Annotated in this window: 27 protein-coding genes; 16 read left to right on the top strand and 11 right to left on the bottom strand. The window is 67.2% G+C overall.

What is annotated here, in order from left to right:
* Positions 1–17: 17 nt before the first annotated feature.
* Genes ABNX08_RS34005 through ABNX08_RS34020 form a run of 4 tightly spaced genes read right to left on the bottom strand, consistent with a single transcriptional unit; the run spans position 18 to position 5205 of the window.
* Positions 18–677, bottom strand: coding sequence for a DUF2894 domain-containing protein (locus ABNX08_RS34005; RefSeq protein WP_022537587.1), 660 nt, complete (start codon positions 675–677; stop codon positions 18–20).
* Positions 670–1317 (bottom strand): OmpA family protein, encoded by a 648-nt coding sequence (locus ABNX08_RS34010; protein WP_022537588.1) that lies wholly within the window; start codon positions 1315–1317, stop codon positions 670–672. Before ABNX08_RS34010 ends, ABNX08_RS34005 begins: the two co-directional genes overlap by 8 nt.
* Entirely contained in the window at positions 1314–4451 is a 3138-nt protein-coding gene (locus ABNX08_RS34015; RefSeq protein WP_022537589.1) for a DUF802 domain-containing protein, read from the bottom strand. The genes ABNX08_RS34010 and ABNX08_RS34015 overlap by 4 nt, the downstream gene beginning before the upstream one ends.
* A 10-nt stretch (positions 4452–4461) precedes the next feature.
* On the bottom strand, positions 4462–5205 hold the full coding sequence (locus ABNX08_RS34020) for a DUF3348 domain-containing protein (protein WP_022537590.1): 744 nt from the start codon (positions 5203–5205) through the stop codon (positions 4462–4464).
* A 166-nt stretch (positions 5206–5371) separates the two neighbouring features.
* Here ABNX08_RS34020 and ABNX08_RS34025 point away from each other — a divergent pair, with 166 nt between their 5' ends.
* Together ABNX08_RS34025 and ABNX08_RS34030 are read left to right on the top strand one after the other, a co-directional pair.
* Entirely contained in the window at positions 5372–6439 is a 1068-nt protein-coding gene (locus ABNX08_RS34025) for a type IV toxin-antitoxin system AbiEi family antitoxin (RefSeq protein ID WP_349605825.1), read from the top strand.
* Positions 6420–6851: a hypothetical protein gene (locus ABNX08_RS34030; RefSeq protein ID WP_041681674.1), complete on the top strand. Its 432-nt coding sequence runs from the start codon at positions 6420–6422 to the stop codon at positions 6849–6851. The genes ABNX08_RS34025 and ABNX08_RS34030 overlap by 20 nt, the downstream gene beginning before the upstream one ends.
* A gap of 215 nt (positions 6852–7066) precedes the next feature.
* Here the strand turns inward: ABNX08_RS34030 and ABNX08_RS34035 are convergent, their stop codons facing one another.
* From ABNX08_RS34035 to ABNX08_RS34045, 3 genes are all read right to left on the bottom strand, one after another.
* Positions 7067–7570 (bottom strand): GAF domain-containing protein, encoded by a 504-nt coding sequence (locus tag ABNX08_RS34035; protein WP_051369941.1) that lies wholly within the window; start codon positions 7568–7570, stop codon positions 7067–7069.
* Positions 7571–7580: 10 nt separating this feature from the next.
* Entirely contained in the window at positions 7581–8558 is a 978-nt protein-coding gene (locus ABNX08_RS34040; RefSeq protein WP_022537594.1) for a tripartite tricarboxylate transporter substrate binding protein, read from the bottom strand.
* Positions 8559–8633: 75 nt separating this feature from the next.
* Positions 8634–10463, bottom strand: a complete 1830-nt coding sequence (locus tag ABNX08_RS34045; RefSeq protein WP_022537595.1) for a gamma-glutamyltransferase family protein — start codon at positions 10461–10463, stop codon at positions 8634–8636.
* Between the two features lie 118 nt (positions 10464–10581).
* On the opposite strand from ABNX08_RS34045, the gene ABNX08_RS34050 reads away from it, so the two are divergent.
* From ABNX08_RS34050 to ABNX08_RS34090, 9 genes are all read left to right on the top strand, one after another.
* Positions 10582–11532 (top strand): LysR substrate-binding domain-containing protein, encoded by a 951-nt coding sequence (locus ABNX08_RS34050; protein ID WP_022537596.1) that lies wholly within the window; start codon positions 10582–10584, stop codon positions 11530–11532.
* Between the two features lie 260 nt (positions 11533–11792).
* On the top strand, positions 11793–12731 hold the full coding sequence (locus ABNX08_RS34055; protein ID WP_022537597.1) for a dioxygenase: 939 nt from the start codon (positions 11793–11795) through the stop codon (positions 12729–12731).
* A gap of 43 nt (positions 12732–12774) precedes the next feature.
* Entirely contained in the window at positions 12775–13524 is a 750-nt protein-coding gene (locus tag ABNX08_RS34060; RefSeq protein ID WP_022537598.1) for an SDR family NAD(P)-dependent oxidoreductase, read from the top strand.
* Between the two features lie 36 nt (positions 13525–13560).
* Positions 13561–14445, top strand: a complete 885-nt coding sequence (locus tag ABNX08_RS34065) for a 3-keto-5-aminohexanoate cleavage protein (RefSeq protein WP_022537599.1) — start codon at positions 13561–13563, stop codon at positions 14443–14445.
* Positions 14446–14483: 38 nt separating this feature from the next.
* The gene (locus ABNX08_RS34070; RefSeq protein ID WP_349605828.1) at positions 14484–15461 is read left to right on the top strand and encodes a zinc-binding alcohol dehydrogenase family protein; all 978 of its coding nucleotides are present in this window, start codon (positions 14484–14486) and stop codon (positions 15459–15461) included.
* A complete protein-coding gene (locus tag ABNX08_RS34075) occupies positions 15458–15799 on the top strand; it encodes a cupin domain-containing protein (RefSeq protein ID WP_022537601.1) in 342 nt (113 codons plus the stop codon). Before ABNX08_RS34070 ends, ABNX08_RS34075 begins: the two co-directional genes overlap by 4 nt.
* A 91-nt stretch (positions 15800–15890) precedes the next feature.
* Positions 15891–16997, top strand: a complete 1107-nt coding sequence (locus tag ABNX08_RS34080; protein WP_022537602.1) for a porin — start codon at positions 15891–15893, stop codon at positions 16995–16997.
* A gap of 87 nt (positions 16998–17084) precedes the next feature.
* Positions 17085–18068 carry a tripartite tricarboxylate transporter substrate binding protein gene (locus tag ABNX08_RS34085; protein ID WP_022537603.1) on the top strand — a complete coding sequence of 328 codons (984 nt, stop codon included), beginning with the start codon at positions 17085–17087 and terminating at the stop codon, positions 18066–18068.
* 56 nt (positions 18069–18124) lie between these two features.
* On the top strand, positions 18125–19210 hold the full coding sequence (locus ABNX08_RS34090; RefSeq protein WP_022537604.1) for a LacI family DNA-binding transcriptional regulator: 1086 nt from the start codon (positions 18125–18127) through the stop codon (positions 19208–19210).
* Here ABNX08_RS34090 and ABNX08_RS34095 read toward each other — a convergent pair.
* From ABNX08_RS34095 to ABNX08_RS34110, 4 genes are all read right to left on the bottom strand, one after another.
* Positions 19196–19474, bottom strand: a complete 279-nt coding sequence (locus ABNX08_RS34095) for a hypothetical protein (protein WP_041681675.1) — start codon at positions 19472–19474, stop codon at positions 19196–19198. The genes ABNX08_RS34090 and ABNX08_RS34095 overlap by 15 nt on opposite strands.
* 100 nt (positions 19475–19574) lie before the next feature.
* The gene (locus ABNX08_RS34100; protein ID WP_022537606.1) at positions 19575–20036 is read right to left on the bottom strand and encodes a MarR family winged helix-turn-helix transcriptional regulator; all 462 of its coding nucleotides are present in this window, start codon (positions 20034–20036) and stop codon (positions 19575–19577) included.
* A gap of 194 nt (positions 20037–20230) precedes the next feature.
* Positions 20231–20485 (bottom strand): hypothetical protein, encoded by a 255-nt coding sequence (locus ABNX08_RS34105; RefSeq protein WP_022537607.1) that lies wholly within the window; start codon positions 20483–20485, stop codon positions 20231–20233.
* 145 nt (positions 20486–20630) lie between these two features.
* On the bottom strand, positions 20631–21065 hold the full coding sequence (locus ABNX08_RS34110) for an Ohr family peroxiredoxin (RefSeq protein ID WP_022537608.1): 435 nt from the start codon (positions 21063–21065) through the stop codon (positions 20631–20633).
* A 261-nt stretch (positions 21066–21326) separates the two neighbouring features.
* Between ABNX08_RS34110 and ABNX08_RS34115 the strand changes: the two genes are divergently transcribed.
* The 5 genes from ABNX08_RS34115 (at position 21327) to ABNX08_RS34135 (ending at position 26457) form a co-directional block, all read left to right on the top strand.
* A complete protein-coding gene (locus ABNX08_RS34115) occupies positions 21327–22208 on the top strand; it encodes a LysR substrate-binding domain-containing protein (protein ID WP_022537609.1) in 882 nt (293 codons plus the stop codon).
* A 180-nt stretch (positions 22209–22388) separates the two neighbouring features.
* On the top strand, positions 22389–23138 hold the full coding sequence (locus tag ABNX08_RS34120) for an SDR family NAD(P)-dependent oxidoreductase (RefSeq protein ID WP_022537610.1): 750 nt from the start codon (positions 22389–22391) through the stop codon (positions 23136–23138).
* An 84-nt stretch (positions 23139–23222) separates the two neighbouring features.
* Positions 23223–24551, top strand: coding sequence for an MFS transporter (locus tag ABNX08_RS34125; RefSeq protein ID WP_022537611.1), 1329 nt, complete (start codon positions 23223–23225; stop codon positions 24549–24551).
* 53 nt (positions 24552–24604) lie between these two features.
* On the top strand, positions 24605–25450 hold the full coding sequence (locus ABNX08_RS34130; RefSeq protein ID WP_022537612.1) for a transketolase: 846 nt from the start codon (positions 24605–24607) through the stop codon (positions 25448–25450).
* Positions 25447–26457 carry a transketolase family protein gene (locus ABNX08_RS34135; RefSeq protein ID WP_022537613.1) on the top strand — a complete coding sequence of 337 codons (1011 nt, stop codon included), beginning with the start codon at positions 25447–25449 and terminating at the stop codon, positions 26455–26457. Before ABNX08_RS34130 ends, ABNX08_RS34135 begins: the two co-directional genes overlap by 4 nt.
* Positions 26458–26482 lie beyond the last annotated feature (25 nt).

The raw sequence follows: 26482 nt of genomic DNA on the forward strand, positions 1-26482 counted from the left end.
GTTCTCCGGACGAGCCCTTACTTGCGCGCTTTCCCGCGCACCGTCTTCTTCGCACTCCCGGCTCTTGCCGCTTCCTTGTCCGGCAGCGCACCGCCGCCATGCAACTGTTCCAGCCACGACATCGCATCGACGTACGACAGGAACTGGTGCAGGTAGCCCGGCGACATCTCGCGCATCAGCGACAGCGAGCGATGTACCAGGTGGTTCGAGTTGAGCGGGCCGGCATGCTCCGGCACGTGCTCCAGCGACTGGCGCAGCTGCCGGTCGACGCTGACCCTGGCCCAGGTATCGCGGAAATAATCGACCAGCTCCGGTTCGACCGGGGCGGGGCGCCGCGGCAGGGGCGTGCGCGTTGCGGGAGCGCTTTGCGCGGGCTGCGCATGGGCCTGCATATGCCCGACCAGGCCGGCAAGCATGCCGGCAGCAGGCTTGCGTGGGAGCACGGCGCTGCTGGCGTGGACGCCTTCGCACGCGGCGCTCTCCATCGTCTTGCCATAGGCCTCGACCAGGCTGGCCAGCCGGTCGTCCAGCAGGCGCCGCGCGGCGCCGCTGTGGCCGGCCGCGCGCCGGGCCAGCGCTTCGATAAAGCGGAAGCGCACCGGGTCGAGCCGGTCGGCGCCGCGCTCGCGCCAGGCCTCGAGCGTTGCGCGGACGTCGCCGTTCTTGCCGCTATCCATTGCGCTTGGCGGTGCCCGTGGTCACCCGCGGGATCGGCGCGATTTCCACGCGACGGTTGCGGGCCCGGCTTTCGGCGTCGGCGTTCGGCGTCACCGGCTGCTGCGAGCCGAAGGCCGCCGAGAACACCGACGCGGCCGGCACGCCGGCATCGATCAATGCGCGGGTCACGGTCAGTGCGCGCTGCGCGGACAGTTCCCAGTTGTCGGCGAAGCGGCGGTTGCCTTCGCGTACCTGCTGGTCGTCGGTGAAGCCGCTGACCATCAGGATCTCGTCGCGGCTGCGCAGGTAGGCCGACAGCGGCGCGGCCAGGCTGCGGAGCACTTCGCGGCCTTGGGGCTGCAACTGGTCGGAGTTGAGCGAGAACAGCACACTGCCGTTGATGCCGATGCGCCCGTTGACCAGCGTCACCCGGCCGGCGGCGAGCGGTCCGGCCAACGCCTTCTCCAGCGTCTCGCGGCGCTGCGCTTCCTCCTGCCGCTGCCTGACCTCGTCTTCCAGCCTCGCCGTCAGTTCGAGCTGCACGCCGATCACGCCCAGCAGGATCAGCACGAAGGCGCCCAGCAGCACCGACATCAGGTCGCCGAAGACGGCCCACGCCGGTACGGTCGGCTCCACGCCGGCGTCGAAGTCGTCCCTCATGCCGCCTCTGCGCGGGATGCGCCCTGGCCGCCGAGTTGCTGCAGGTCTTCAAGGATCTGCTTCTGCGACATCATGCTGAGGTCGACCACTTCGCGGGCCTGCGCCACGTAATAGGCGAGTTGCTCGTCGCTGCGTACCATCGACTTGTCGAGCGCGGCCTCGATGCGCTGCAGGTGGCCCATCAGCTTGTCGTTCGAATCGCTGAAGAGCTGCACCGCCACGCCGAAGGCCTCGCCCAGGCTGGCCACCTCGACGGCACTGCCCGTGACCTGCGCGGCGACTGCGGCGAGCTTGTCGGCTTCGGCTTCGACCTTGTCGGTGAAGCGGGTGCCGACCCGGTCGAGCAGGTCGGCGGTGGTGCCGACCAGCTTGTCGACCGCGGTGCGTTGCTCGGTGGAGGCGTGGTTGACGGCGTCGAGCAGCGTGCCCAGCGTCTCCAGCATGCGGCTGCGTTCTTCCAGCATGGCGTTGTCGCGGGCCATGCCGTCGGTGAGCTTCTGGCGCAGTTCGGCGATGACCTCGGCCGCGGCCTTGGGCGCTTCGGTGGCTGCCTGCACCAGGCGCGAGACCTCGGCGATGGTGCTGCTGGCGTGCGCCTGCGTTTGCGTGGAGATGTCGCGTGCGGTCTGCGCAAGCGTGTCGCAGATCTCCTGCTGGCGGCTGGTGGTGTGGGCGCCGGCCTGCTCCCATTCCTGGCGCAGCGACGCGGCCATGGCAGCGAGCGAGCCGGTCCATGCGGTAAGCCGCCGCTCATCCTTGGCGGCCAGTTCCGCCTGCATCGCGGCGGCGGCCTTCGGGGCCTCCGCGGCGGCCTGCACCAGGCGGTCGATTTCGGCGATGGTGCCGCTGGCGTGTGCCTGCGTTTGCGTCGAGATATCGCGTGCAGTCTGGGCCAGCGCTTCGCAGATCTCCTGCTGGCGGCTGGCGGTGCTGGTGCCTGCCTGCTCCCATTCCTGGCGCAGCGATGCGGCCATGGCAGCGAGCGAGCCGGTCCACGCGGTGAGCCGCTGCTCGTCCTTGGCGGCCAGTTCCGCCTGCATCGCGGCGGCGGCCTTCGGGGCCTCCGCTGCTAACTGCACCAGGCGGTCGATCTCGGCGATGGTGCTGCTGGCGTGCGCCTGCGTTTGCGTGGAGATGTCGCGTGCGGTCTGCGCGAGGGTTGCGCAGATCTCTTGCTGGCGGGTCGCGGTGTGCGCGCCGGCCTGCTCCCATTCCGAGCGCAGCGCCGATGCCATGGCGCCGAGCGACTCCGTCCACGCCGCCAGCCGCTGCTGGTCCTGCGCGGCTAGTTCCGCCTGCAACGCTGCCGCGGCCATCGGGGCCTCCGCTGCTACCTGCACCAGGCGGTCGATCTCGGCGATGGTGCTGCTGGCGTGCGCCTGTGTTTGCGTGGAGATTTCGCGCGCGGTCTGCGTGAGTGCGGCGCAGATCTCCCGTTGCCGGCCAGCCGTGTGCGCGCCGGCCTGCTCCCATTCCGTGCGCAGCGCCGATGCCATGGCGCCGAGCGAGTCGGTCCACGCCGCCAGCCGCTGCTCATCCTTGGCGGCCAGTTCCGCCTGCATCGCCGCGGCGGCCTTCGGGGCTTCCGCGGCGGCCTGCACCAGGCGGTCGATCTCGGCGAGGGTGCCGCTGGCGTGCGTTTGTGCCTGGGCGGCGATGTCGTTCGCGGTTTTGGCGAGCGTCTCGCAGATTTCCCGCTGGCGGGTCGCGGTATGCGCGCTTGCCTGCTGCCATTCCTGGCGCAGCGATGCCGCCATCGCGCCCAGGACTTCAGTCCAGGCCGCCAGGCGCTGCTCGTCCCGCGCCGCCAGTTGTGCCTGCAAGCCGGCATGCGACTGGTCCACGGCCTGGACCAGCGCGGTGGACTGCTGTGCAAAGGCGGCCGTGGCGCTGGCCAGCGCCTGCTGGTTGTCGCCGGCGAGCTTCTCGCTGGCGCGCTCCTGCCGGCCCAGCGCTTCGGTCCATGCTGCCGCGGTGCTGGCCGCCGCCGCGTCCACCCGTGTGGCGACGCCGTCCAGCAGGCCGGCCGAGCGTTGGTCGAAGGTCTGAGCAAATCCATCCAGCGTGGTGCGCAGGTCGTTGGCGATCGCCTCGCTGGTACGCTGTTGTCCGGCCAGCGCCTGGTTCCAGATATCGGCCACGTTGGTGGTCGTGGTCTCGAAGCGCGCCGATACACCGTCCAGGTGCTGCTGCACGGCCTGCGTCACGGTCTCGCGCAAGGACGCGGTTTCCTGTGCCAGGCCCGCCATGGTGGCATCCACGGCCGGCTGGATCGCTGCGCTGGCCGCGCGGGCGCTGTCGGCGATGCTGTCCTTCAGCGATTGTTCGACGGAAGACGCCAGGCGCGTGTATGCCACTTCGGTCTTGCCGTGGAAGGCGTCCTGGCTGGCGGCGAGCCGCTCGGTCAGCGCCAGGTTCTGCTGCTCCATCGCGGTCATCATGGCTTGCAGCCGGTCGACCAGCGCGGGCATCACGTCAGCCTGGCGCTGCAGCAGCCGGAAGGCTTCTTCACGCTGGTGGCCGCGCGAGTAGGGGCGCAAGGCCGTGGCGATGCGGGCGTCGAGGCTCTGCGCGGCCTGGATCCGCTCGCGCCGGCACAGCGCGGCCAGCAGCCCCAGCATTGCCGACGTGGCCACGCCCGCGACCGAGGTACCGAAGGCAAAGCCCAGGCCCTTGACCGGTGCCGCCATCGACGCGCGGATCGCCTGCAGGTCGGTTGCGCTTTCCAGCGCGAGCCCCGTGCCGCGCAGCGTCGCCACCATGCCCAGGAAGGTGCCCAGCATGCCCAGCAACACCAGCAGGCCGACCAGGTAGGGCGTCAGCGCCGGGCCGGGCAGGGCGACGCGATCGCCCTCGATGCGCAGGCGCACGGCATCGCGCAGGCTGGGGTGCAGGCGCTCCAGCCAGCTGGCGAGGTTCGCCGGCGCTTCGGAAAGGCTGGAGAGGGCTTGCGACAGGGTGGAAGTGGCCTGCCGATAGCGTTGCAGCTCGTGCGCGCCCGCCAGGTAGCAGCCGCCGATCAGCAGCGTGACGACCAGCGCCAGGGCGTTCGAGCCCGCATAGCTGGCGCCGATCCAGCCCACGACGGCCAAGCCTGCCAGGAAAGCAACAATATGGATGAGGTATCGGGTCATGATGTCCTGATTAGCTGTCACGGAGCGCCGCGAGCAATCCTTCAATGGGCTGGAAGCGCAGGTCCAGCTCGGCGAGCAATACGCTCTGCATATCCTTGCGAAACACGGCCAGCCATGCGCCGGCCGTGACCGGTGCAGGTTGCCCCGCGGCCTGCGCCTCGGCGAGCGCCGCCGCTTCGGCCTGGCGCAGGCGCTGGAAGTGCGCCTCCAGCAGTGCCGGCACCGTTCCAAGCAGGCTCTGCTCGCGCGCCCCCAGTACGCGCTCCATCACGGTATCGACCATCGCCAGCTTCGCCATGCCGGGCGCGCGGCCCGACAGCGCGATGCGCAGGCGGCCGCGCAGGTTGCCGATGGCGGTCTCCATCGACTGTTGCTGCGTCACATAGCGCTGGCGATAGACCGCGTAGTCGACCTGCGCCTCCATCGGATCCGGTAGCGCGGACGGCCGGGCCGGCCCGCGCCGCCTGCCGGCGCCAGCACCATCTTCCCTGGCCGCATTGGCCAGCGCGGTGTGCACGCGGGCGCACTCGCGCTCCTCCTCGGTGCTGTCGGAGGCTTGTGCGTCCGGCGCCACGGCCGGCGGGCTGCCCTTCAGCGCCGCCGACAAGGCGATCGCGTCCGCCCAGCCCAGCCATTGGCTGAGCTGGCTCGACAGCGAGTTTCCGGGTTCGGGGACATCGGCGTCCGTCAGGCGAGCCAGCAGCCGGACCAGGGTCGGGCCGCTGAAACCTGTGCGCCGGGGGGCTTGCGACATGCTGCGGGGTCGGAAAAATCCAGCAGTTTACACGCCCGCGGGGGGCAGTCGGCGGTTGTGGGGGGGAAGTCGCTGGCAGGGCGGGTACCGGGGAGCTGGCAGGAGGCGATGTTCGGCGAAGGATTCCGTCATTGATGGCCTTGGTGTTCATATCTATCATATGTTCATGAATAGTGAACAGACGCTAAATATGAACAGTGAAGTGATCATAAGTGCTGTTAGTGTGGCGTTTGAGACGCTTAAGCGTTCCTCGGGCGTGGACGCCCATATCGGTCCTGCTACCGACAGCACACAGGATTTTCCGGTGGTGCTGAAGCGGGGAACCATTGCCCAGAGCTACCAGGCGACATGGAAAACCACGATCGCCAGCACCGCGGCGTTGACGCTTGTTCGCACGCGCTCTGAAGAAAAAGCGCCCGACCTGATCATCACGACCTATCTCAGTCCCTTCCTGGCCGAGCATTGCCGGGACATCGGCCTGCAATTCATCGACACAGCAGGCAACGCTTATCTGGAGACCGCCGGTCTCTATGTCTACGTGAGCGGCGGACGGCCGGATACCACCCTGTTGCCGGCCAGGGCGCGTGGCACCGGTAACCCCACAGCCTTGCGCATGATCTTCGCGCTGCTCAACCGGCCGTCCCTGTTGCAGGCGACCTATCGCGAGATTGCACAAGCCAGTGACATTGCCCTCGGGTCTGTCGGCGGAGTTTTCAGGGAGCTCGCAGCGCGGGGTTTGCTGCTGGAGGAGCCGACGACAAAGCGCAGGCGGCTGACCGCGACTGACCGGCTCCTTGACGAGTGGGTCGCCAACTATCCCTCCATCCTGCGGCCCCGACTGCAAGTCGGCCGATATGAAGCGCCCGATCCTGACTGGTGGCGCGCGGCGTCCGAAATGGTTTCAGGAAATGCTTATTGGAGCGGAGACGTCGCCGCCGAGAAGATGACTGGGTTCCTGCAGGCGGAGACGCAAACCATGTATGTCGACGTAGAGCACAAGGGCTCGATCCTCAAGCACTTGATGCACAAGTACCGGTTGCGCCCTCAGCCAGACGGCGCGATCGAAATTCTCGATGCATTCTGGCCCGCGTCGATGGCCAATGCCGAGCCTGCTGGCATCGCGCCAGCGGTAGTTGTCTATGCGGACCTGATGGCCAGCCTTGATTCACGCAGTCTGGAAGCGGCCGGTGTGTTGCGCTCAGGCGTCATCCAGCATGCGCTTGATCAGTTCTGACCGACCGCTGGATCCTGCTGCCGTGGCGGTGGAAACCTGGGCGGAGTTTGGCGAGATAGGCGCAGCGTTAGTGCGGCACGCAGGGTTTCGGGCAGCAGCGGACGCCCCACACCGGTTCTATTACGCTACGCTGATGCGCAACTATTCGGAGGCCGGGAACATCGATCGCGTCTTCGAACTCGACGAGGCTGTCTTTGCGGCGCTGGGGTACGATCCCGATGCGGCTGGCGTTCTGCTGCTTGGCGCGGATATCGCGAAGCTTGCGAAACGGGCCACATTGGCGCAATGCCGGGCTATTCTCGACCACCGGCTGGCCATGCATATGGCGCGGACACGGCCAAACGTCGAGGAGGGGAAGGCACTGGCTGATCATCGGTTGCTGGGGATTCTTGCCAGAGGCCTACGAGGATAGATAGTCCCGCGGGCACACCCGGCCTGGCCAAGGCCCGCACGGCTCAGCGCGCGCTGGGCTGTCTGGTTTGCGGCGGCCAGGGCTGAGCGGTAGGCACGGATAAATCAAAATGGGCAGCGCCACGCGCTGCCCGTTGCAATTACCTGGCCTGCTGTACCGGCACGGCCACCGCTGCAGCCGCCCGGATGATCGATTGGCTTTACCAGTCGCCGGGGTCAGCCTCGCGCCGCCAGCAAATCCCGTACCGCGGGCCCGGCCAGCGCCGCCAGCACGCGCAATGCCGCCAGCTCCGCCGCTGACCACTCCGCTCGGTCAGCCAGGTAGTTGAAGGTGCCGATCACCCACCCCCGGTGGCACAGGGGCACGTTCACCACGGCCGTGCAGCCGAGGCCGCGGATGACCTGCACATCGTCGAACACCGCCGCCAGCGCCGCGTCGCCCTCGCCAGTGAAGAGCTCGCCGCGTTCGAGCAACTGGCGCCGCCACGGGCTGTCGCCCTTCGACTTGCGCCCGCCGACCGGGTACGCGGAGGTATCCGACGACCACAGGCGTTCGATCTGCGCCCGGCCGGCATGCCAGGCATTGATCGTCAGCAGGCCGGGCCCGATCGTCTGCAAGGTTGCCGCGCCGATCGCATCGAACGCGGCGGCGGGATCGCTGGCCTGCTGCAGCCGGTCGCACAGGACGTTGGCCTTGGCCACCAGCAGGGCCGTGCGCATATGGCTCACTTCATTCCCCCTTGATGCCGAGTTCGCGGATCAGCTTGCCGTAGCGGTCGGCATCGCGGTGCAGGATGGTGCCGAACTGCTGCGGGGTGGACGTCGCGGTCTCGACGCCGATGGCGTTCATCCTGGACTTGACCTCGGGCAGGGACATCACGGCGTTGATCTCGCGGTTCAGGCGCGCGGTCAGGTCCGCCGGCATGCCCTTCGGACCGAAGGCGCCGTACCAGACCGCCAGTTCATAGCCGGGGACGGTCTCGGCCACGGTCGGCACATCGGGCAGCAACGGTGAGCGCTTGCTCTCGGTGACGGCTAGCAGGCGCAGCTTGCCGCCCTTCACGTGCGGCAGGGTCTGGGTGCCGGCGGAGAACAGCAGCTGGGTCTGGCCGGCCACGGTATCGACCACGGCGGGCGCGCCGCCCTTGTAGGGCACGTGCAGCATCTGGATGCCGGCCATCTTCTCGAACAGCACCGCGCTCAGGTGGTTGGTCGAGCCGGGACCGGCGCTGGCGTAGGCGAGCTTGCCCGGGTTGGCCTTGGCGTAGGCGATCAGATCCTTGACGTTCTGCGCCGGCACCGACGGATGGACCACCATGGTGTTGGTCACGTAGGCCAGCAGACCCAGCGGCGTGAAATCCTCCACGCCGCGGAAGGGCATGTTTGGCATCAGCGCCGGGTTCATCGCGTGCGTGCTCATCGAGCCGACCAGCAGCGTGTAGCCGTCGGGTTTGGCGCGCGCGACCATGGCCGAGCCGATATTGCCGGACGCGCCCGGCTTGTTGTCCACGATCACCGGCTGGCCGAGCGAACGGGTCAGGTGTTCGGACAGCACGCGCGCCAGGATATCGGTCGAGCCGCCGGCCGCCCACGGCACGATCAGCGTGACCGGCTTCTGCGGCCAGGCATCGGCCGCAGAAGCCGCGCCGGTAAAGCACATCGCCAGCACGGCCATGCCGCCCAGCAGGGTCTTGGTGATCAACCGCATTGTCTTACTCCTCCTCGTCCCGGGCGGGCGCACGATGCGGCCCGCCGCAATTCTCGTCAGTGGTCTCGTCAATCGTCAGCGCCCGACCGCATAGCCCTGCATGCCGCGCGGATTGGCGCCGGCGCGCAGCACCAGCCGGCCGCCGGCATCGAATTCGCGCGAGCAGGCCGACATGCGGCCCTCGGACCAGGGCTCGCCCACGCGCACTTCGTGTCCGCGTTCGCGCAGCGCCGCCAGGGTGCTTTCAGGGAAGCGCGATTCGACGCTGATGCGGTTGAGCACGGTCTGGCGCGGCCAGAACGATGCCGGGAAGTGGTCGATATGCCAGGCCGGCGCGTCGATCGCCTCCTGCAGGTTCATGCCGTGGACGGCGTGGCGCAGGAAGAATGCCAGCGACCACTGGTCCTGCTGGTCGCCGCCGGGCGTGCCGAACACCATGTAGGGCTCGCCGTCGCGCAGCGCCAGCGACGGCGACAGCGTGGTGCACGGCCGCTTGCCGGGCGCGAGGGTGTTGGGGAGGCCGGGCTCCAGCCAGGTCATCTGCAGGCGGGTATTGAGGGCAAAGCCGAGCGACGGGATGGTCGGGCTCGACGACAGCCAGCCGCCCGACGGCGTCGCCGCGACCATATTGCCGTGGCGGTCGATCACATCGATGTGGCAGGTATCGCCGACAAAGATCTCCTGCTCGGCCCATTCGGCCACCGGCGGCAGTTCGGCAAAGGTCGGCTCGCCCACGCCGAAGCGCACGTCGGCGCGCTGCAGCGTGCGCTCGGCCGCGGCCAGGTCGGGCAGGCGCGGCGCCATGCCGTTCACCGTGCCCGGGTCGAGCGACAACGCGGCACGCGTGCCGATGCGCCGCACGCGCGCCGCCAGGTAGCCATCATCGAGCAGCGCCGCCAGCGGGCTCTGTGCAAAATGCGGATCACCGTACCAGGCCAGTCGGTCGGCCATGGCCAGCTTGGTGGCTTCGGCAATGCGGTGCACGAACTCGGGCGACTCCGGCGCATGCTGCTCCAGGCCGGCGTGGCGCAGCATGCCCAACTGCTGCAGGAACACCGGCCCCTGGCTCCAGATGCCGCACTTGGCCACGGTGTAGCGGCCGAAGTCCAGCGTGACGGGGGCCTCGATCTCCGGCGCCCAGTTGGCCATGTCGTCATAGCGCAGCAGCCCGGTGTGCTTGTCGCCGGTGGTGTCGCGCACCGGCGTGTTGCGGCAGTACGCATCGATCTCCTGCGCGACGAAGCCGCGGTACCAGCAGTCCATCGCCGCATCGATCTGGCCGGTGCGGGTATCGCGGTGGCGCCGGGCCTCTTCGACGATGCGGGTGTAGGTGGCGGCCAGCGCGGGCAGCGTGTGCAGGCTGCCGGGGCGCGGCACCTTGCCGTCCGGCAGCCACGTCTGTGCCGAGCTGTGCCACTCGTCGCGGAACAGCGCCTGCACCGCCAGGATCGCGCGCGAGATGCGCGGCACCAGCGGGAAGCCTTCGCGGGCATAGCCGATGGCGGGCGCCAGCACGTCGGCCAGCGACCAGGTGCCGTGCTCGCGCAGCATCGTCAGCCACGCTCCGAAGGCGCCGGGCACGGCTGCCGGTATCAGGCCGATGCCGGGCACCAGGTCCAGGCCCATGGCGCGCAGCGCGTCCGGATCGGCCAGCGCCGGGGCCGGGCCCTGGCCGCAGACCGTGCGCATGGCGCGCTCGCGCTCGCTCCAGTAGACGATCGGCACTTCGCCGCCGGGGCCGTTCAGGTGCGGCTCGACCACCTGCAGCACAAAGCCGGCGGCAACCGCGGCGTCGAAGGCATTGCCGCCGCGCTCCAGCACGCCCATGGCGGTCTGCGTGGCCAGCCAGTGCGTGGAGGCGGCGACGCCAAAGGTGCCAACGATCTCGGGACGGGTGGTGAACATGGATTGCAGCTCCTGTGATGCAGGCAGTATAGGATTGGCGAATAACCATCAGCGCCTGATTAGTTATCGTGGTATTACCATCTGGTAATACAACTCGCCCATTTTTGCAGGAAGCGCCGTGTCCATCGCCCCCGACAAGCTGGTCCACAACCTCGTGTCCCGCCTGCGCCTCAGGCACCTGCCGCTGCTGCTGGCGCTGGAGCGGCAGCGTTCGGTGTCGCGGGTGGCGGCCGAGCTGAACCTGTCGCAGCCGGCCGTCACCAAGACCCTGCGCGAGATCGAAGACATCTTCATGGTGCCGCTGTTCACCCGCACCCGGCGCGGCCTGGAGCCCACGCCCACCGGCCGCGCGGTGCTGGCGCACGCAAGGCTGACGCTGGCCGATGCCGATGCGCTGGGGCGCGAACTGGCGGCGATCGGGTCCGGGCTGTCGGGCCGGCTGCGCATCGGCGTGATCCCCTACATCAGCCGCAGCGTGCTCGACGCCGCCTGCACCTTCGGCCTGACGCAGACACCGCGGGTCTCGGTGCTGGTACGCGAAGGCACCACCGACGAGTTGGTCAACGCGCTGCGCGAACACGAACTGGACTGCGTGGTGGCGCGCACCTTCTATGCGCCGGGCGCGGATATTGCGCAGCAGCCGCTGTACCGCGAAGAACCGGCACTGGTCGTGCCCACCGCGGCCGCCGCCCGGCTGGCGCGCGGCCCGCTCGACTGGCGCCAGCTGGCCGAGCGCGACTGGATCCTGCCACCGCCCAACACGCCGATCCGGCGCACCATCAACACCATCTTTGCGGTGGCCGGGGTGGCGCAGCCAACGCCGATCGTCGAGACCTATTCGATCAAGACCATGGCCACGCTGATGCGCAAGCATCCGGCGGCGGCGACCATCGTGCCGAAGGCGGTCGCCAGCGAACTGGTCGATGCCAAGGGGGCGACGGCGCTGCCGCATGCGCTGAGCTGGGACCTGCCGCCGGTGGGGGTGATGTGGCGGCGGCAGGCGGTGGAGGATGATGTGGTGGCGGCGCTGGTGGCTTGCCTGGGGGCGTTGCGGTGGGAGGGAGAGTGAGCCGGCTGGCCGCTGACGCCATGCCCATCCCACACATCGCGCGCGTCCCCAGCCGCGCGGCGGCTCCGACACATTCAGCCTGTACCAGGACCTCATAGGGTTTCTCCCGAAATCCCTTCGTATCCGCTTGTTTTGATTGCGGTTTAGGCCCGCGCCAGCGTCCCGCTGGCCGCTGGGGCCCCCTTTCTGCCCTTGACCAAACGTTTGCAGCGCCGATAATGCAAAGACTTTGCAAACGTTTGCAGTGAGGCAAGAAAAACATGGAAACTTCCTTTGAGACGCAGCAAGCGTCGCCAGGCCTGTGCCCCGCACTGATCGAAGACGAGCATTCGGTAACCCGCATCGTCGAAGCCGCCATGGCCAACACGTCCGACCCGCGCCTGCGCTTCGTCATGGGCTCGCTGGTTCGGCACCTGCACGGCTTCCTGCGCGAAGCGCGGCTGACCGACGCGGAATTCGAGTTCGCGCTGGAGTTCCTGGCCCGCCTTGGCCACGCCACGCATGCCAGCCACAACGAGGTCGTGCTGGCGGCCGACGTGCTGGGCCTGTCGACGCTGGTGACCGTGATGAACAACAGCACCAGGGACGGGCGCACGCCCGGTGCGTTGCTCGGCCCGTTCTATCGCGCCAACGCCCCGCGCTATGCCTGTGGCGACTGCGTGGTGCAGGACGACGCGCCGGGCTTGCCGCTGCTGGTCTGCGGTACCGTGCGCGCCACTGACGGCACGCCGCTCGCCGGCGCGCTGGTCGAGATCTGGCAGGCATCGCCGGTAGGCCTGTACGACAACCAGGACCCGAACCAGCCCGACCGCAACCTGCGCGGCTGCTTCCATACCGACGAGAACGGCAACTACCACTTCCGCACGGTGCGCCCCGCCGGCTATCCGGTGCCGACCGACGGACCGGTGGGCACGTTGCTGGCCGCGCAGCAGCGCCATCCGTACCGGCCCGCGCATATCCACTTCATCGTCGCGGCGCCGGGGTACCGCACGCTCGTGACCCAGGTGTTCGCCGACGAGGCGGACAAGCTCGAGTCCGATGTCACGTTCGGCGTGCATCGGCTGCTGGTGGGCAACCTGCGGCTGCACGACCACGGCCGCAGCGACTGGGGCGACGTGGCGGCGCCGTTCTACACGCTGCAGTTCGATTTCACGCTGGAGCCGGGCCAGCAGACCTTCCCGAAGCCGCCGATCGACTGACGGCTTCCTCGACCTCCACCCACGCATTTCGACATCGAAAACCATGAGCGCATCCTCTCTTTCCGGCAAGGTTGCCGTGATCCTCGGCGGCACCGGCGGCATCGGCTTCGCCGCCGGTGAAACGCTGGCCCGCCTTGGCGCAAGCATCGTCCTGACCGGGCGCGACGCCGAGAAGGCGGCCAGCGCCGCGGCCGCGCTGCCGGCCGGCAACCATCTCGCCGCCGTGGCGGAGATTGCCGACAGCGCCTCGCTGCGCGCGCTGGCCGACAAGGTCAGCCACCTCTACGGCCGCGCCGATATCCTGGTGAACACCGCGGGCTTTACGCGGGCGATCCCGCATGCCGACCTCGACGCGCTGGACGATGCCCTGATCGACGAACTATTTGCCGTCAACTGGCGCGGCCAGTTCGCAGCGATCCGCGCCTTTGCGCCGCACCTGCGCGCCAATGGCGACGGGCTGGTGGTCAATGTCGGCTCAATCGCTGGCCGTACGGGTCAGGGCAGCAACGTCGCGTACTGCGCGGCCAAGGCCGGGCTCGATGTCATGGCGATGTCGCTCGGGCGCGCGCTGGCGCCGCAGATCCGCGTGCTGAACGTCTCGCCGGGCGTGGTCGATACCGCCTTCGTGCCGGGGCGCGACAGCAGTTTCAACGAGCGCGCCGCGAAATCGACGCCGCTCAAGCGCATCGGCACTGCGCAGGATGTGGCCGATGCCATCGCCGCCTGCGCCACCTCGCTGCGCTTTGCCACCGGCACCACCATCGTCGTCGACGGTGGCCGCCAGCTCGGATAAGCCACGCCTTTCCTTTTCCATCACCACCCATCGCTCATGCACGCACGCAAGACCATCATCACCTGCGCGGTGACCGGCAACATCACCACCCCCGAGCAGCATCCCGGCCTGCCCGTCACGCCGGCGCAGATCGCCGACGCCGCGCTGGAAGCCGCCGAAGCCGGCGCGGCCGCCGCCCACATCCACGTGCGCGATCCCGAAACGGGCCGCCCGTCGATGTCGCTCGAGTACTACGCCGATGTCATCGACCGCATCCGCGCACGCAACCGCGCGCTGATCATCAACCTCACCACCGGCCCCGGCGGCCGCTTCGTGCCGAGCGAGGACGAGCCGCGCGTGGCGGCGCCGGGCACGACGCTGCTGCCTCCGGCCAGGCGGGTCGAACACATCACCGCGCTGCGGCCCGACGTGTGTTCGCTAGACCTGAACACCATGAACTCTGGCGGCGACGTCGTGATCAATACGCCCGCCAACGTGCGCAAGATGGCCGCGGCGATCCGTGCCGCGGGCGTCATGCCGGAGCTGGAGATCTTCGATTCCGGCGACCTCAACATGGCGCTCGACTTTATCCGCGAGGGCGTGCTGGATGGCCCCGGGCTGTGGACCTTCGTGCTGGGCGTCAAGTACGGTTTTGCGCCTACCCCTGAGACCATTTTCTATGCCCGCAGCATGCTGCCCGCCGGCGCGCACTGGTCGGCCTTCGGCATCGGCCGCGCGGAGTTCCCGATCGTCGCGCAGGCGTGGCTGGCCGGCGGACATGTGCGCGTCGGGCTGGAAGACAACATCTACCTGGAGAAGGGCGTGCTGGCGCCGAGCAACGCCGCATTGGTCGCCAAGGCGCGCGACATCGTCAGGTCGCTTGGCGGCGAGCTTGCCTCGTCGGCCGATGCCCGTCGCACGCTCGGCCTGCGCGAAGCCTGAGTCCCTAACAGCATTGCAGATTTCAAACAGAAACCATCATGAACACCATCCGAGTCACCCAGAAAGCCCCCGACATCGATGCCCTGCAGCTTGAGCTGCTCGGCGTGCCGCGCCCTGAAGCGGCAGCGGACCAATGCATCATCGAAGTCGCCAGCGCCGGGGTCAACCCGAGCGACGTCAAGGCAACCCTTGGCCTGATGCCGCACGCCATCTGGCCGCGCACGCCGGGCCGCGACTATGCCGGCCTGGTGGTCGATGGCCCCGCCGGCCTGCTGGGCCTGCAGGTGTGGGGCAGCGGCGGCGAGCTCGGCATCCGCCGCGACGGCACGCATGGCAAGTACCTGCGCATCGAGGCAGCGTCCGTGCGCGCCAAGCCGGCGTCGCTGTCGCTGCTGGAAGCCGGCGCCGTGGGCGTGCCGTTCATCACCGCCTATGAAGGCCTGCGCCGCGCGGGCATGCCGCAGGCCGGCAGCACCGTGCTGGTATGCGGCGGCAACGGCAAGGTCGGCCAGGCCACCATCCAGATCGCCACGGCGCTGGGCGCCCGCGTCTTTGCCGTGGAGCGCACCGCGGAGGCCTATCGTGGCCATGCCAGCGGCGACGTGCGCATGATCGATGCCAGCCGCGAAGCCATCGCCGCCGTGGTGCGCGAGGAGACCGGCGGCCACGGCGCGGATATCGTCTACAACACCGTCGGCAGCCCGTACTTCGAACAGGCCAACCAGGCGATGGCGATCGGTGCGACGCAGATCTTTATCTCGACCATCGAGAAGCCGGTGCCGTTCGATATCTTTGCGTTCTATCGCGGCCAGCACACCTATGTGGGGGTCGACACGCTCGCGCTGGACAGCGGTGCCTGCGCACGCATCCTCGACCAGCTGGCGCCGATGTTTGCCGCCGGCAAGCTGCGGCCGTTCCCGGTGCTGGCCGACTACACCTATTCGCTCGCAGAGGCCAAGGACGCCTATCGTGCCGTGCTGCAGGGTGCGACCGAACGCGTGGTGCTCAAGCCATGAATACGACCCGGTTTGCACAGGCGCCGGCCTACTATCCGGCCAACCACGAAGGCATGCATTGCCTGCGGCTGCAGGGGCATGAAGCCGGGCCATCCGATGCGCTGTGGCTGGGTGTGTCGGTACTGCTGCCGGGCGGCCATACGTCGATGGATGCCTCGCCCGTGGAAAAGCATTACGTCGTGCTCGAAGGCGAGGTCTGCATCCGCACGCCGGAAGGCACCGTGACGCTGGGCCAGTTCGATTCGGTGCGGCTCGCGCCGGGCGAGGCGCGGCAGGTGTCGAACCCGGGCAACCGGCCGGCGATGCTGTTGCTGGCGATGCCGTATCCCAGGGGCTGATTTTTTTTGGGTCGCTTTTGCAAACGATTGCAGGACGGGAAGGCGGGCGGCCCATGCACAACAAGACCACCACAAGAAGCAGGGGAGACAAATGACATCCGTTCCGAAGCGCAGCAGCGTCCTGCTGCTGGCCACGGTCGCGGCCGGCTGGGTCGGCGAGGCCGGCGCGCAGTCTTCAGTGACGCTGTACGGGCGCCTCAATACGGCGCTGGAGTATTCGTACGCCAACACGGCCACCGACGGCATCAAGCTGGGCGGCACCGGCCGGCTGACCAACAACCGCTCCGTCTTCGGCATGCGCGGCGAGGAAGGACTGGGCGGCAGCCTGAAGGCGATCTGGCAGATCGAAAGCAACGTTTCGCTCGACACCGGCCAGGGCCAGATCGCGGGCCGCAACTCGCGCATCGGGCTGCAGGGGGATGCCGGCACGTTCTTCATGGGCCACTGGCAAACGCCCTATACCGAGGCGACCGCGGGCTATGACCCGTACTACCCGACCACCGCCGGCTATATGGCGCTGATCGGCAATGGCTCCACGTCCAGCTCGGACAACGTCCAGGACACCAGTTCGTTCGACCGCCGGCAGAAGAACCTTGTCGTCTACAAGACGCCGTCGCTGGCCGGCTTCAGCGGCGCCGCGGCGTGGGGCGTGAACGAGGAGAGGACCAGCGTACCGCGCAACCCGGGGCTCTATTCGTTTTCCGCGGCTTATGACAATGGGCCGCTCAACATTGCGCTGGCCTATGAAATCCACCAGCACTACCAGACCGCCGGCCGCAAGGACGATGCGATGAAGGCGGGCGTGTCCTACAAGTTTCCGAGCACTACCGTCGCGTTGCTCTATGAACGGCTCCACTACCGCACCGCCACGGGCGACCTGACCCGCAACGGCTACTACGCCTCGCTGGTGCAGAAGCTCGGCCCGGGCAGCGTGCGCGTCGGCTTTGCGCTGGCGAGCAACGGTGCTGGCAATGCGACGGAAACGGTCGGCTTCTTCCGCAGCGGCGCGGAGACGGGCGCCACGCAGGTCACCGTCGGCTACGACTATCCGTTGTCAAAGCGTACCGCGCTGTTTGCGTACTACAGCCGCATCAACAACAAGCGCAACGCGATCTATGACTTTGCCATCAACGAGCTTGGCGTGAGCGCCGGCGCCGACCCGCAGACCTTCGCGCTCGGCATGCGGCATTTCTTCTGAGGCGTGGCGGCGCGCCCGGCAGGGGCGTGCCGCCCTGATCGGCGATGCGCGACGTTCGCGCTCGCTTCGGCAGTGAGGAGACATAACATGATTCGATCCATCCAAGGCGCCGTGCTGGCCCTGACCTCGTCGTTCATGCTGGCGGCCGCTCCCGCCGCCAGCGCGCAACCGCAGTACCCCAGCAAGCCGATCCGGCTGGTGGTGCCGTTCTCGGCAGGCAGCGCCACCGACATCCTGGCGCGCATTATCGGCAGCAAGATGGGCGAGGGCGGGACCTACCAGGTGATCGTCGACAACCGGCCCGGCGCCGGCGGCACGGTCGGTGCCACCGGCGTGGCCAAGGCGGCGCCGGACGGCTACACCCTGATCCTGGTGTCGGTCGGGCATGCGATCAATGCCACGCTGTATCCCAAGCTCTCCTATGACACGGTGAAGGACTTCACGCCGGTCTCGATGGTGGCAACCGTGCCCAATGTGCTGGTGGTCAACGCCGCCAGCAAGTACAAGTCCGTGCGGGACGTCGTGGCGGCCGCCAGGGCAACGCCGGGCGCGCTGAACTTCGACTCCGCGGGTTCCGGCAGTTCCACCCACCTCAGCGGCGAGATGTTCAAGATGCAGGCGGGCATCGACATCACCCATATCCCGTACAAGGGCACCGGCGAAGCGCTGACGGATGTCATGGCCGGCCGCGGCGACATGATGTTCGCGCCCACCGTATCGGCCATGCCATTTGTGAAGCAGGGCAAGCTGCGCGCGCTGGCGGTGACCACGGCCAGGCGAGCCAGCGCGCTGCCGGATATCCCGACTGTCGCGGAGTCCGGTTTCCCCGGCTTTGCGTTCGATTCCTGGTTCGGCGTACTGGCCCCTGCCGGCACACCGAAGGAAATCGTCGACGCACTCAATGCCGAGATCGGCAAGGCACTGGCGGCGCCTGACGTGCGCGAGCGCCTGGCCGCGCAGGGCGCCGAGCCGAAGCGCTCGTCACCACAGGAATTTGCGGCCTATATCCAGTCGGAGATCGGCAAGCTTGCGCCGGTGGTGCGGCAATCCGGGGTGCAGGCTGGCCAGTAGCGGCAAGCGGCGGCGGTGGAGCAAAACGCAGGGGGCAAGGGTGGGGCTGGCTTAAAATGGCGTATTCCAATCCCCCCTGGGCCGCCGCCCAGCCACCTGCCGCCATGCCCGAGCGCAAGCGCCTCACCCTCAAAGACCTGGCTGCCGAGATCGACGTGCATTACTCGACCGTCTCGCGAGTGATGAACCCGGCCACGCGGCACCTGGTGGCGGAAGAGGTGGCGGCACGCATCCTGGAAGTTGCCGAAGCGCGCGGCTTCCGCCCCAATCGCATCGCGGCGGGCTTGCGTACCCAGCGCTCCGGACTGGTGGGCGTGGTGCTGCCCGACATCGCCAACCCCGTGTTCCCGCCGATCCTGGCCGGGATCGAATCCGTGCTGGCCCAGCAAGGCTACGTGCCGATCGTGGTCAATGCCGGCACCGACAAGACCCGCCAGCGCTTCGTGATCGACCAGATGCTGGGACGGCAGGTTGAAGGGCTGGTGCTGGCCACCGCGGAACGGGAGGATCCGATCCTCGACTACTGCCTGAAACAGCATATCCCGGTGGTCATGGTCAACCGGGGCGAAGGTACCGGCGGGGTCTCGTGCGTGGTGAGCGACAACCTGCTGGCCATGCGGCAGACGGTCGACCACCTGGTCGGGCTGGGCCATCGCCATATCGGGCATATTGCCGGGCCGGCGTCGCTGTCCACCGGCTATCTGCGTCGCGAAGGTTTTATCCAGGCGGTCAAGCGGCACCGGCTGCGCCGCGGTGAATGGCAGGTGGTGGAAGCGGCCAGCTATTCGCGCGAAGCCGGGCGGATTGCCTGTGAGCAACTCTTCGAGGCATTCCCCGGGATGACCGCCATCGCTGCCGGCAACGACCTGGTGGCGATGGGCTGCTACGACTTCCTGCGTGAACGTGGCTTGCGTTGTCCCGATGACGTTTCGATCGTGGGGCATAACGACATGCCATTCGTCGACGCGCTGACGCCGCCGCTGACGACGGTGCGGATTGCCGTGCACGAGATGGGCGAGGAAGCGGCCAGGCTACTGCTGCGCAAGATCGAGAAGCCGGCGTCGGATGCCGTGACGGTGCAATTGACGCCGGAGCTGATCGTGCGCGGCTCTACGGCGAAGCCGGGTTCACGCGTGGTCTGAGCCTGTAGCGCAGAAGAAGTCAGTCAACCTGTTGCCGTCGACTTCGACCAGCTGATCGAGGCGCAAGGTCTCGCCCGAGCTGAGCGAGAGATACTCAGCGCCATCCCGGCTGTACACGTCATGGATGATCGCAGTGCGTTGCCGCAATGCGCCATCGTCGTCGTGGAAGCTGATGGACGCCGGCCTGCGTACGGTCGCGAGCGCCTCAAGCACATCATGGAACTCGCAGCTGATCGGGTTGTAGTGGGTGGCATTGCTGCTCATGATCGTGGCTCCAGCCGGTTGCTCCGCGACTCGCCATCGAACGAGTCGCGATAGTTGGATTGGTGGCTCTCGCGAAGGCTTCGTGCGCCGGGACAACACCTCATTCCTCGGCCTTCACGGAGTCGACGAGATTGTCGCGTAGCGTGGCGACTGCCTTCTGGATGCCCGCGAACTCGTCCGGTGTCAGCCCGGTTGCTTCGGCGAGGCCGGTTTCCAGGCGTTTTTCGCGCAGCCGCCGGCCGCTCTTGGTCAGCGTGACCCGCACCTGGCGCTCGTCCTCGGGATCGCGCTGTCGCTCGACATAGCCCATCGCCTCCAGCTTCTTCAGGATCGGGGTGAGGGTGTTCGATTCGAGAAACAGCTTCTCGCCCAGGCTGCCGACGGTCTGATGGTCTTGCTCCCATAGCGCCACGATGGTGATGTATTGCGTATAGGTCAACCCAAGCTGCTCCAGGATTGGCTTGTATGCCTTGCCGAACGCCAGGTTGGCGGAATAGACGGCAAAACACAGGAAGTCGGAGAGCGTCGGGTTCGCGGCGGCCGCCTTGTCGGTCGATTTCATGGGCTTCCTCTCTGGGCAAAGGCTGGTGGGTTCGCAAGAGCCCATTATAGATCGGATGCGATTTTATCGGAGGTGTACTAAATTACTGCGGCGATGCCGCGTGCCGCTCTGCGCGCCAGTGCCGGCCGGGCCACCACCCGTTCAGGGGCGGTGGCATACGGCGTGGGCCCGGTAGCGCTGCCATTGCCGAGCCATCAGCCGTGGGCCCCATCGTAGTACGGGCTGCGGGCATCGTGGACGGAGCGCGCACCGTCGGTGTAAGTGTCGTGCACGCCGCTCACCGAACGCGCGCCGTCAAAGTACGGGTTCCGCGCGCTGGTGACCGAACGGGCACCGTCCGTGAACGGGTCGCGCGCGCCCGCTTGGGAGATTCCGGCGGCCTGCGCACTGGCAGCGGCGGCAAGCAGTGCGACGGTGAAGACAAAACGCTTGGCGATGTTGGCGGTCATGATGGTTTCCTTCAGGTTCGTGTCAAGTTGTGCGCGGCCGGGGCCGCGCGGAAGAGCTTGTTGCGTGATCGTATGCGATTTAATCGCATACGATCAATTTGCAAATGTCAAAGAAGCTGGTCGATGTTCAGGGCCAGGCAGTACATCACGCGGTGACTACGTTCAGGGCCACGTCGATATTGCCTCGCGTCGCCTTCGAGTACGGGCAGATTTCATCGGCGGCGTGCGCGATGGCCGTCGCCACGTCGTGCGCGACGCCCGGCAAGCGGACATTGAAGCGCGCCTGCAGGAAGTACTCCTTTCCGGTCTGGCCCAGGTCGACCTCGATTTCGACGGACAGGTCAGGCGGAAGCGTCACCTTCTTCTCCTTGGCCACGAGCCCGATCGCGGCGATGTAACAGGCCGACCATGCCCCGGCGAACAGTTGCTCCGCAGTCGGGTGCGACTGGATGCCGGCAAAGACGTGGGCCGGCTCGGCGCTGCCGGGCGACGAGAGTTTGATGTCAACGCTGTCGCGGCCAGCGTCGCTCAGCGTGGTGTGGGTTTTGCCGGTCAGGAGGACTTTGTCGATCTTGCTCATGGATGATCCTTAAAGGTGGTTGAGTCGTTTATTTATATCGCGTGATATTAAATCGGATGCGATGGAATGAATGATGGTGCATGAGCGGATCGATGTCAAGGAGAAAAACGCAGGCAAGTTGTAACAGGCTCAACGGCTCATCCAAGACGGCAGGAGGTGGCGGCGGAAGCATCCCCGTCCGGCGGAAGTAGAATTCCCGGATGTTCCCCACCCAGGTCGGACCGCGTCACCTGACCCTGATCCGTTGCCGATCCCCGAGCCATGCGAATTCCACCGATGAAGGCAATCGTCGCCTTCGAAAGCGTTGCCAGGACAAAAAGCGTCAGCCGGGCGTCGGAGGAGTTGGGCCTGACGGCGTCCGCCGTCAGCCATCAGATCAGCAATCTCGAGGACGCGATCGGGCAGGCGCTCTTCTTCCGGCAGGGACGTGGCCTGGTCCTGACGCCGGTGGGCGAGCAGTACCTGCGCGACATCACCGGGGCGCTGGCGGAACTGAACCGCGCGACCGAGCGCGCTTCCAGCCAGTCCGACGTCCAGATCCTGCGCGTGCATTCGAGCCCGAGCTTCGGCCTGATGTGGCTGCTGCCGCGGCTGGAATCGTTCCAGGCAGACAACGGAGACATCCAGCTGAACCTGTCCTGCTCGTACGAGGACGTCTCCTTCACGAGCGGGTACTACGACGTCGACATCCGCCACGGCTATGCCCACTGGCGTGACCTGCAGGTCAGGACGCTGCGCAAGGAGACGATTACCCCGCTGGCCTCGCCGGCCTACCTCGCCAGGCATGCGATCCAGTCGCCGGCCGATCTGCTGGCGCAGCGCCTGATCTATTCGGAGACGCCGCTGGTCCAATGGCAGCAGTGGTTCCCCCGCTTCGGTGTCCCCACCGACCGCAAGACGTTCGATTTCACCTTCGATCGCTCCTACATGTCGCTGGAGACGGCCGCCCTGGGACTCGGCGTGGCCCTCGAAAGCACGCTGCTGGCGTCGGTCCTGATCCGCAAGGGGGCGCTCGTGCCGGTGTTCGATGCATCCCATGCAGTCGAGGTCGGCAGCCACCATCTGGTCTATCCGGCACAGAACGCCGACCTTCCGCGCGTCGAGCGGTTTCTGGCCTGGGTGGAGCGGCAGTTGCCCGGCTGAATCCGTCCATAACGCGCCGCTTTCCGGCGCGAAGTGTCGTGTGAGGCGCGCATGAGCAGGCGCCGTGACGCATGCTCACCTGAAAATTTCTCAGCAATACCTGAGCCAGACCGCGTTGATCGCAAAGCCTACAGCGACAAAACTTGACCCATCAAATCATCAACAGTCAGGAGACAAAAGATGCTGGTCGAGAACAATGTCGTCATCATCACGGGGGCCGCTTCGCCGCGCGGCATCGGTAAGGCTGCGGCGAGGGCATTTGCCGCGCAGGGGGCCACGGTGGTCATCCTGGACCTGCGGCAGGAGGACGCCGAGGCGGCGGCGCGGGAACTGGGCGAGCAGCATTTCGGCCTGGCCTGCGACGTGACCGACAAGGCGGCCTGCGAGCGGGCGGCGCAGGCGGTGGTGCAGCGTTATGGCCGCATCGACGCGTTGATCAACAACGCCGGCATCACCCAGCCGGTGCGCACGCTGGACATCCAGGCGGCCAACTTCGACGCCGTGGTCGACGTCAACCTGCGCGGCACCCTGTACATGTCGCAGGCGGTCCTGCCGCAGATGAAGGAGCAGAAGCGCGGCAGCATCGTGTGCATGTCATCGGTCTCCGCCCAGCGCGGCGGCGGCATCTTCGGCGGCCCGCACTACAGCGCCGCCAAGGCCGGCGTGCTGGGGCTGGCCCGTGCCATGGCGCGGGAGTTCGGACCCGATGGAATACGCGTCAATTCGATCACGCCCGGCCTGATCCAGACCGACATCACCGGCGACAAGCTCACCCCCGAGATGCGCGCCGACATCATCAAGGGCATCCCCCTGGGCCGCCTGGGCAACGCCGCCGACGTGGCTAACGCCTGCATCTTCCTGGCGAGCGACCTGTCCGCCTACCTGACCGGCATCACGCTCGACGTCAACGGCGGCATGCTGATCCACTAATCTTCCTGATAAGCCGCCCACAGAGGCGGGCCACCACAAATGCCGTTGCGCCATACCCGCGGCGCACATGGCAGGAGACAACCGATGAAAACCAAATACGCGCCTTCGCCCATCGGCGGCGAAGCGATGCCGCACGCCGACGCGGCCACGTTCGAAACCCGGACCTACGCCAAGGTCGTGCGGCGCCTGATCCCGTTCCTGATGCTGTGCTACCTGGGCGCCTACCTGGACCGGGTCAACGTAGGCTTTGCCAAGCTGCAGATGCTGAGCGACCTGCAGTTCAGCGAAACCATCTACGGCCTCGGCGCCGGCATCTTCTTCCTTGGCTACTTCCTCTTTGAAGTGCCCAGCAACGTCATCCTCCACAAGGTCGGTGCCAAGCGGTGGCTAGCCCGGATCATGCTGACCTGGGCGGTGATTTCCGCCTGCTTCGCCTTTGTCAGCACGCCGACCCAGTTCTACATCCTGCGCTTCCTGCTCGGTGTGGCGGAGGCGGGCTTCGCGCCCGGCGTGATCCTGTACATGACGTACTGGTTCCCCTCGGAACGCCGCGCCAAGGCGCTGTCGATGTTCTTCATGGCGATCCCGCTGGCGGGCATCGTGGGCGGGCCGCTGTCGGGCTACATCATGCACGCCTTCCACGGCGTGGGCGACCTGGCCGGGTGGAAGTGGCTGTTCCTGATCGAGGCGCTGCCGTCGCTGTGCCTGGGCGTCGCCATCCTGTTCTACCTGGACAACGGCATCGAGCAGGCGCACTGGCTCACCGATGCGGAGAAGGCGCTGCTCAAGCGCAATATCGAGGGCGACAACGCGCAGAAGGTGGTCCACGTGTCGATCCGGTCGTTCATGGGCGACCGCCGCCTGTGGCTGATGGCCGCGATCTACTTCTGCGTGGTGCTGGGCCAGTACGGGCTGACCTTCTGGCTGCCAACCATCATCCGCAAGTCTGGCGTGGCCGATCCGCTGTGGGTGGGCATCTTTACCGCGCTGCCGTATCTGTGCGCCATCGTGGCGCTGCCGTTGGTCGGCATGAGCGCCGACCGCCAGCGTGAACGCCGCTTCCACCTGATCGTGCCGATGCTGGTCGCCGCGGCGGGCTTTGCGACCCTGCCGATGCTGGGCAGCGTCACCGCTTCGCTGATCTGCCTGTGCGTCGCCGCCGCCGGCATCCTGGCCTCGTCGTCGCAGTTCTGGGCTTTGCCGACCGCGCTGCTGGGCGGCATGTCCGCAGCGGCAGGGATCGCGGCGGTCAACTGCGTCGCCAACCTGGCCGGCTTCTTCTCGCCCGCCATCGTGGGTTGGCTCAACGACCTGACTGGCAAGTCCACCGCCGGTCTCATCTTTATCTCGGCCACGGTGGTGGCGGGCGCCATGCTCGTCTTCCTGGTGCCAGCCAAGGCGGTCAATCGCTGAGCGGCCGCGCCTTACCGATTGCCTCATCTTTCCAATTGATTGCAGGAGACACCATGCAACACCAGACTTCCGACCAGGCCGTGACCCTGCGGGAACGCGCCTACCGGATCCGCCGCAATGCCCTGCTGATGGGCGAGGTCCAGGGCCAGGGCTATATCGGCCAGGCGCTCGATATCGCCGATGTGCTCGCGGTCGCCTACTTCGGTGCCATGCACTACCGCCCGGAAGACCCCAAGTGGGAGGGGCGCGACCGATTCCTGCTGTCGAATGGCCACTACGCGATTGCGCTGTACGCGGCACTGTTGGAGGCAGGCATCCTGCCCCCGGAAGAGCTGGAGACCTATGGCAGCGACGACAGCCGCCTGCCGATGTCGGGCATGGCCAGCTACACGCCGGGCATGGAGATGTCGGGCGGATCGCTCGGCCAGGGGCTGACCATCGCCGTTGGCCGTTGCCTGGGGCTCAAGCGCAAGGGCTCCGACGCCTTCGTCTACACGCTGTTCTCCGACGGCGAGCTGGACGAGGGCGCGATCTGGGAGGGCATCCTGTCCGCCAGCCATTGGAAGCTCGACAACCTGATCGCCGTGGTCGACGTCAACAACCAGCAGGCCGACGGCCCGTCGACGCAGATCATGGCGTTCGAGCCGCTGCTGCCCAAGCTCGAAGCCTTCGGCTGGTTCACGCAGCGCGTGGACGGCAACGACATCGATGCCGTGGCAGAGGCCTTCCGCGCCGCCCGCGCCCATCCGGGCGCCCAGCCGCGCATGATCATCTGCGATACGCGCATGGGGTGCGGCGTGCCGTTCCTCGAACAGCGCGAGAAGAACCACTTTATCCGCGTGGATGCCGACGAATGGCAACTCGCACTGCAGGCCCTGGAAGCCGGGAGACAAGCATGAGCAGCACCAATACGAACACCAACGCCAGGCCGAAGCTGAAGACCTCGGCGATGATCGCCTCCATCGCCGGCGAGGGGCAGGCCACCCGCTCGGCGCCGTTCGGGCACGCCCTGGTGGAACTGGGCCGGCAGAAGTCCAATGTCATCGGCATGACCGCCGACCTGGGCAAGTACACCGACCTGCATCTCTTTGCGAAGGCGTTTCCCGAGCGCTACTACCAGATGGGGATGGCCGAGCAACTGCTGATGGGCGCGGCCGCCGGCTTCGCGCACGAAGGCGCCCAGCCATTCGTCACGACGTATGCGGTGTTTGCCACGCGACGCGCCTATGACTTCATGCACCAGGCCATTGCCGAGGACAACCTCGACGTGAAGATTGTGTGCGCGTTGCCGGGGCTGACCACCGGATACGGCCCCAGCCACCAGGCCGCGGAGGATCTCGCGCTGATGCGTGCGATGCCCAATATGACCGTCATCGACCCGTGCGATGCCATCGATATCGAGCAGATGGTGCCGGCCATCGCCGCGCACAACGGCCCGGTGTATGCGCGCCTGCTGCGCGGCAACGTGCCGGTGGTGCTGGACGAATACGACTACAAGTTCGAACTGGGCAAGGCCAAGCTGCTGCGCGACGGCGCCGAGGTGCTGGTGATTTCATCCGGCATCATGACAATGAGGGCGCTGGAGGTGGCCAAGGCACTCGAAGCCGATCGCGTTGGCGTGGCGGTGCTGCACGTGCCGACCATCAAGCCGCTGGACACTGCAACGATCCTGCGCGAAGCGAAGCGATCGGGGCGCCTGGTGGTGGTGGCGGAAAACCACACCGTGATCGGTGGGCTGGGTGAGGCGGTGGCGACCACGCTGATGCAAGCCGGCGTCTCCGTGCCATTCCGGCAGGTCGGCTTGCCGGATGCCTTCCTGGATGCCGGTGCGTTGCCGACGCTGCATGACCGCTATGGCATCTCGGCGAATGTGATGGCGGGTTCGATCAAGCGTTGGCTCGCATAAACAGCACTGCAGTTGGGGGCGGCTT

This window comes from Cupriavidus sp. DF5525 (assembly GCF_040149425.2).
Classification (GTDB): domain Bacteria; phylum Pseudomonadota; class Gammaproteobacteria; order Burkholderiales; family Burkholderiaceae; genus Cupriavidus; species Cupriavidus pickettii_A.

Coding starts and splice junctions, on each gene's coding strand:
- ABNX08_RS34105 (WP_022537607.1), bottom strand. CDS start 20,485: ATGACCGCCAACATCGCCAAGCGTTTTGTCTTCACCGTCGCACTGCTT.
- ABNX08_RS34080 (WP_022537602.1), top strand. CDS start 15,891: ATGACATCCGTTCCGAAGCGCAGCAGCGTCCTGCTGCTGGCCACGGTC.
- ABNX08_RS34060 (WP_022537598.1), top strand. CDS start 12,775: ATGAGCGCATCCTCTCTTTCCGGCAAGGTTGCCGTGATCCTCGGCGGC.
- ABNX08_RS34010 (WP_022537588.1), bottom strand. CDS start 1,317: ATGAGGGACGACTTCGACGCCGGCGTGGAGCCGACCGTACCGGCGTGG.
- ABNX08_RS34120 (WP_022537610.1), top strand. CDS start 22,389: ATGCTGGTCGAGAACAATGTCGTCATCATCACGGGGGCCGCTTCGCCG.
- ABNX08_RS34040 (WP_022537594.1), bottom strand. CDS start 8,558: ATGCGGTTGATCACCAAGACCCTGCTGGGCGGCATGGCCGTGCTGGCG.
- ABNX08_RS34085 (WP_022537603.1), top strand. CDS start 17,085: ATGATTCGATCCATCCAAGGCGCCGTGCTGGCCCTGACCTCGTCGTTC.
- ABNX08_RS34115 (WP_022537609.1), top strand. CDS start 21,327: ATGCGAATTCCACCGATGAAGGCAATCGTCGCCTTCGAAAGCGTTGCC.
- ABNX08_RS34015 (WP_022537589.1), bottom strand. CDS start 4,451: ATGACCCGATACCTCATCCATATTGTTGCTTTCCTGGCAGGCTTGGCC.
- ABNX08_RS34135 (WP_022537613.1), top strand. CDS start 25,447: ATGAGCAGCACCAATACGAACACCAACGCCAGGCCGAAGCTGAAGACC.
- ABNX08_RS34125 (WP_022537611.1), top strand. CDS start 23,223: ATGAAAACCAAATACGCGCCTTCGCCCATCGGCGGCGAAGCGATGCCG.
- ABNX08_RS34025 (WP_349605825.1), top strand. CDS start 5,372: ATGAATAGTGAACAGACGCTAAATATGAACAGTGAAGTGATCATAAGT.
- ABNX08_RS34055 (WP_022537597.1), top strand. CDS start 11,793: ATGGAAACTTCCTTTGAGACGCAGCAAGCGTCGCCAGGCCTGTGCCCC.
- ABNX08_RS34100 (WP_022537606.1), bottom strand. CDS start 20,036: ATGAAATCGACCGACAAGGCGGCCGCCGCGAACCCGACGCTCTCCGAC.
- ABNX08_RS34045 (WP_022537595.1), bottom strand. CDS start 10,463: ATGTTCACCACCCGTCCCGAGATCGTTGGCACCTTTGGCGTCGCCGCC.
- ABNX08_RS34090 (WP_022537604.1), top strand. CDS start 18,125: ATGGCGTATTCCAATCCCCCCTGGGCCGCCGCCCAGCCACCTGCCGCC.
- ABNX08_RS34075 (WP_022537601.1), top strand. CDS start 15,458: ATGAATACGACCCGGTTTGCACAGGCGCCGGCCTACTATCCGGCCAAC.
- ABNX08_RS34065 (WP_022537599.1), top strand. CDS start 13,561: ATGCACGCACGCAAGACCATCATCACCTGCGCGGTGACCGGCAACATC.
- ABNX08_RS34110 (WP_022537608.1), bottom strand. CDS start 21,065: ATGAGCAAGATCGACAAAGTCCTCCTGACCGGCAAAACCCACACCACG.
- ABNX08_RS34005 (WP_022537587.1), bottom strand. CDS start 677: ATGGATAGCGGCAAGAACGGCGACGTCCGCGCAACGCTCGAGGCCTGG.
- ABNX08_RS34020 (WP_022537590.1), bottom strand. CDS start 5,205: ATGTCGCAAGCCCCCCGGCGCACAGGTTTCAGCGGCCCGACCCTGGTC.
- ABNX08_RS34035 (WP_051369941.1), bottom strand. CDS start 7,570: ATGCGCACGGCCCTGCTGGTGGCCAAGGCCAACGTCCTGTGCGACCGG.
- ABNX08_RS34070 (WP_349605828.1), top strand. CDS start 14,484: ATGAACACCATCCGAGTCACCCAGAAAGCCCCCGACATCGATGCCCTG.
- ABNX08_RS34130 (WP_022537612.1), top strand. CDS start 24,605: ATGCAACACCAGACTTCCGACCAGGCCGTGACCCTGCGGGAACGCGCC.
- ABNX08_RS34095 (WP_041681675.1), bottom strand. CDS start 19,474: ATGAGCAGCAATGCCACCCACTACAACCCGATCAGCTGCGAGTTCCAT.
- ABNX08_RS34030 (WP_041681674.1), top strand. CDS start 6,420: ATGCGCTTGATCAGTTCTGACCGACCGCTGGATCCTGCTGCCGTGGCG.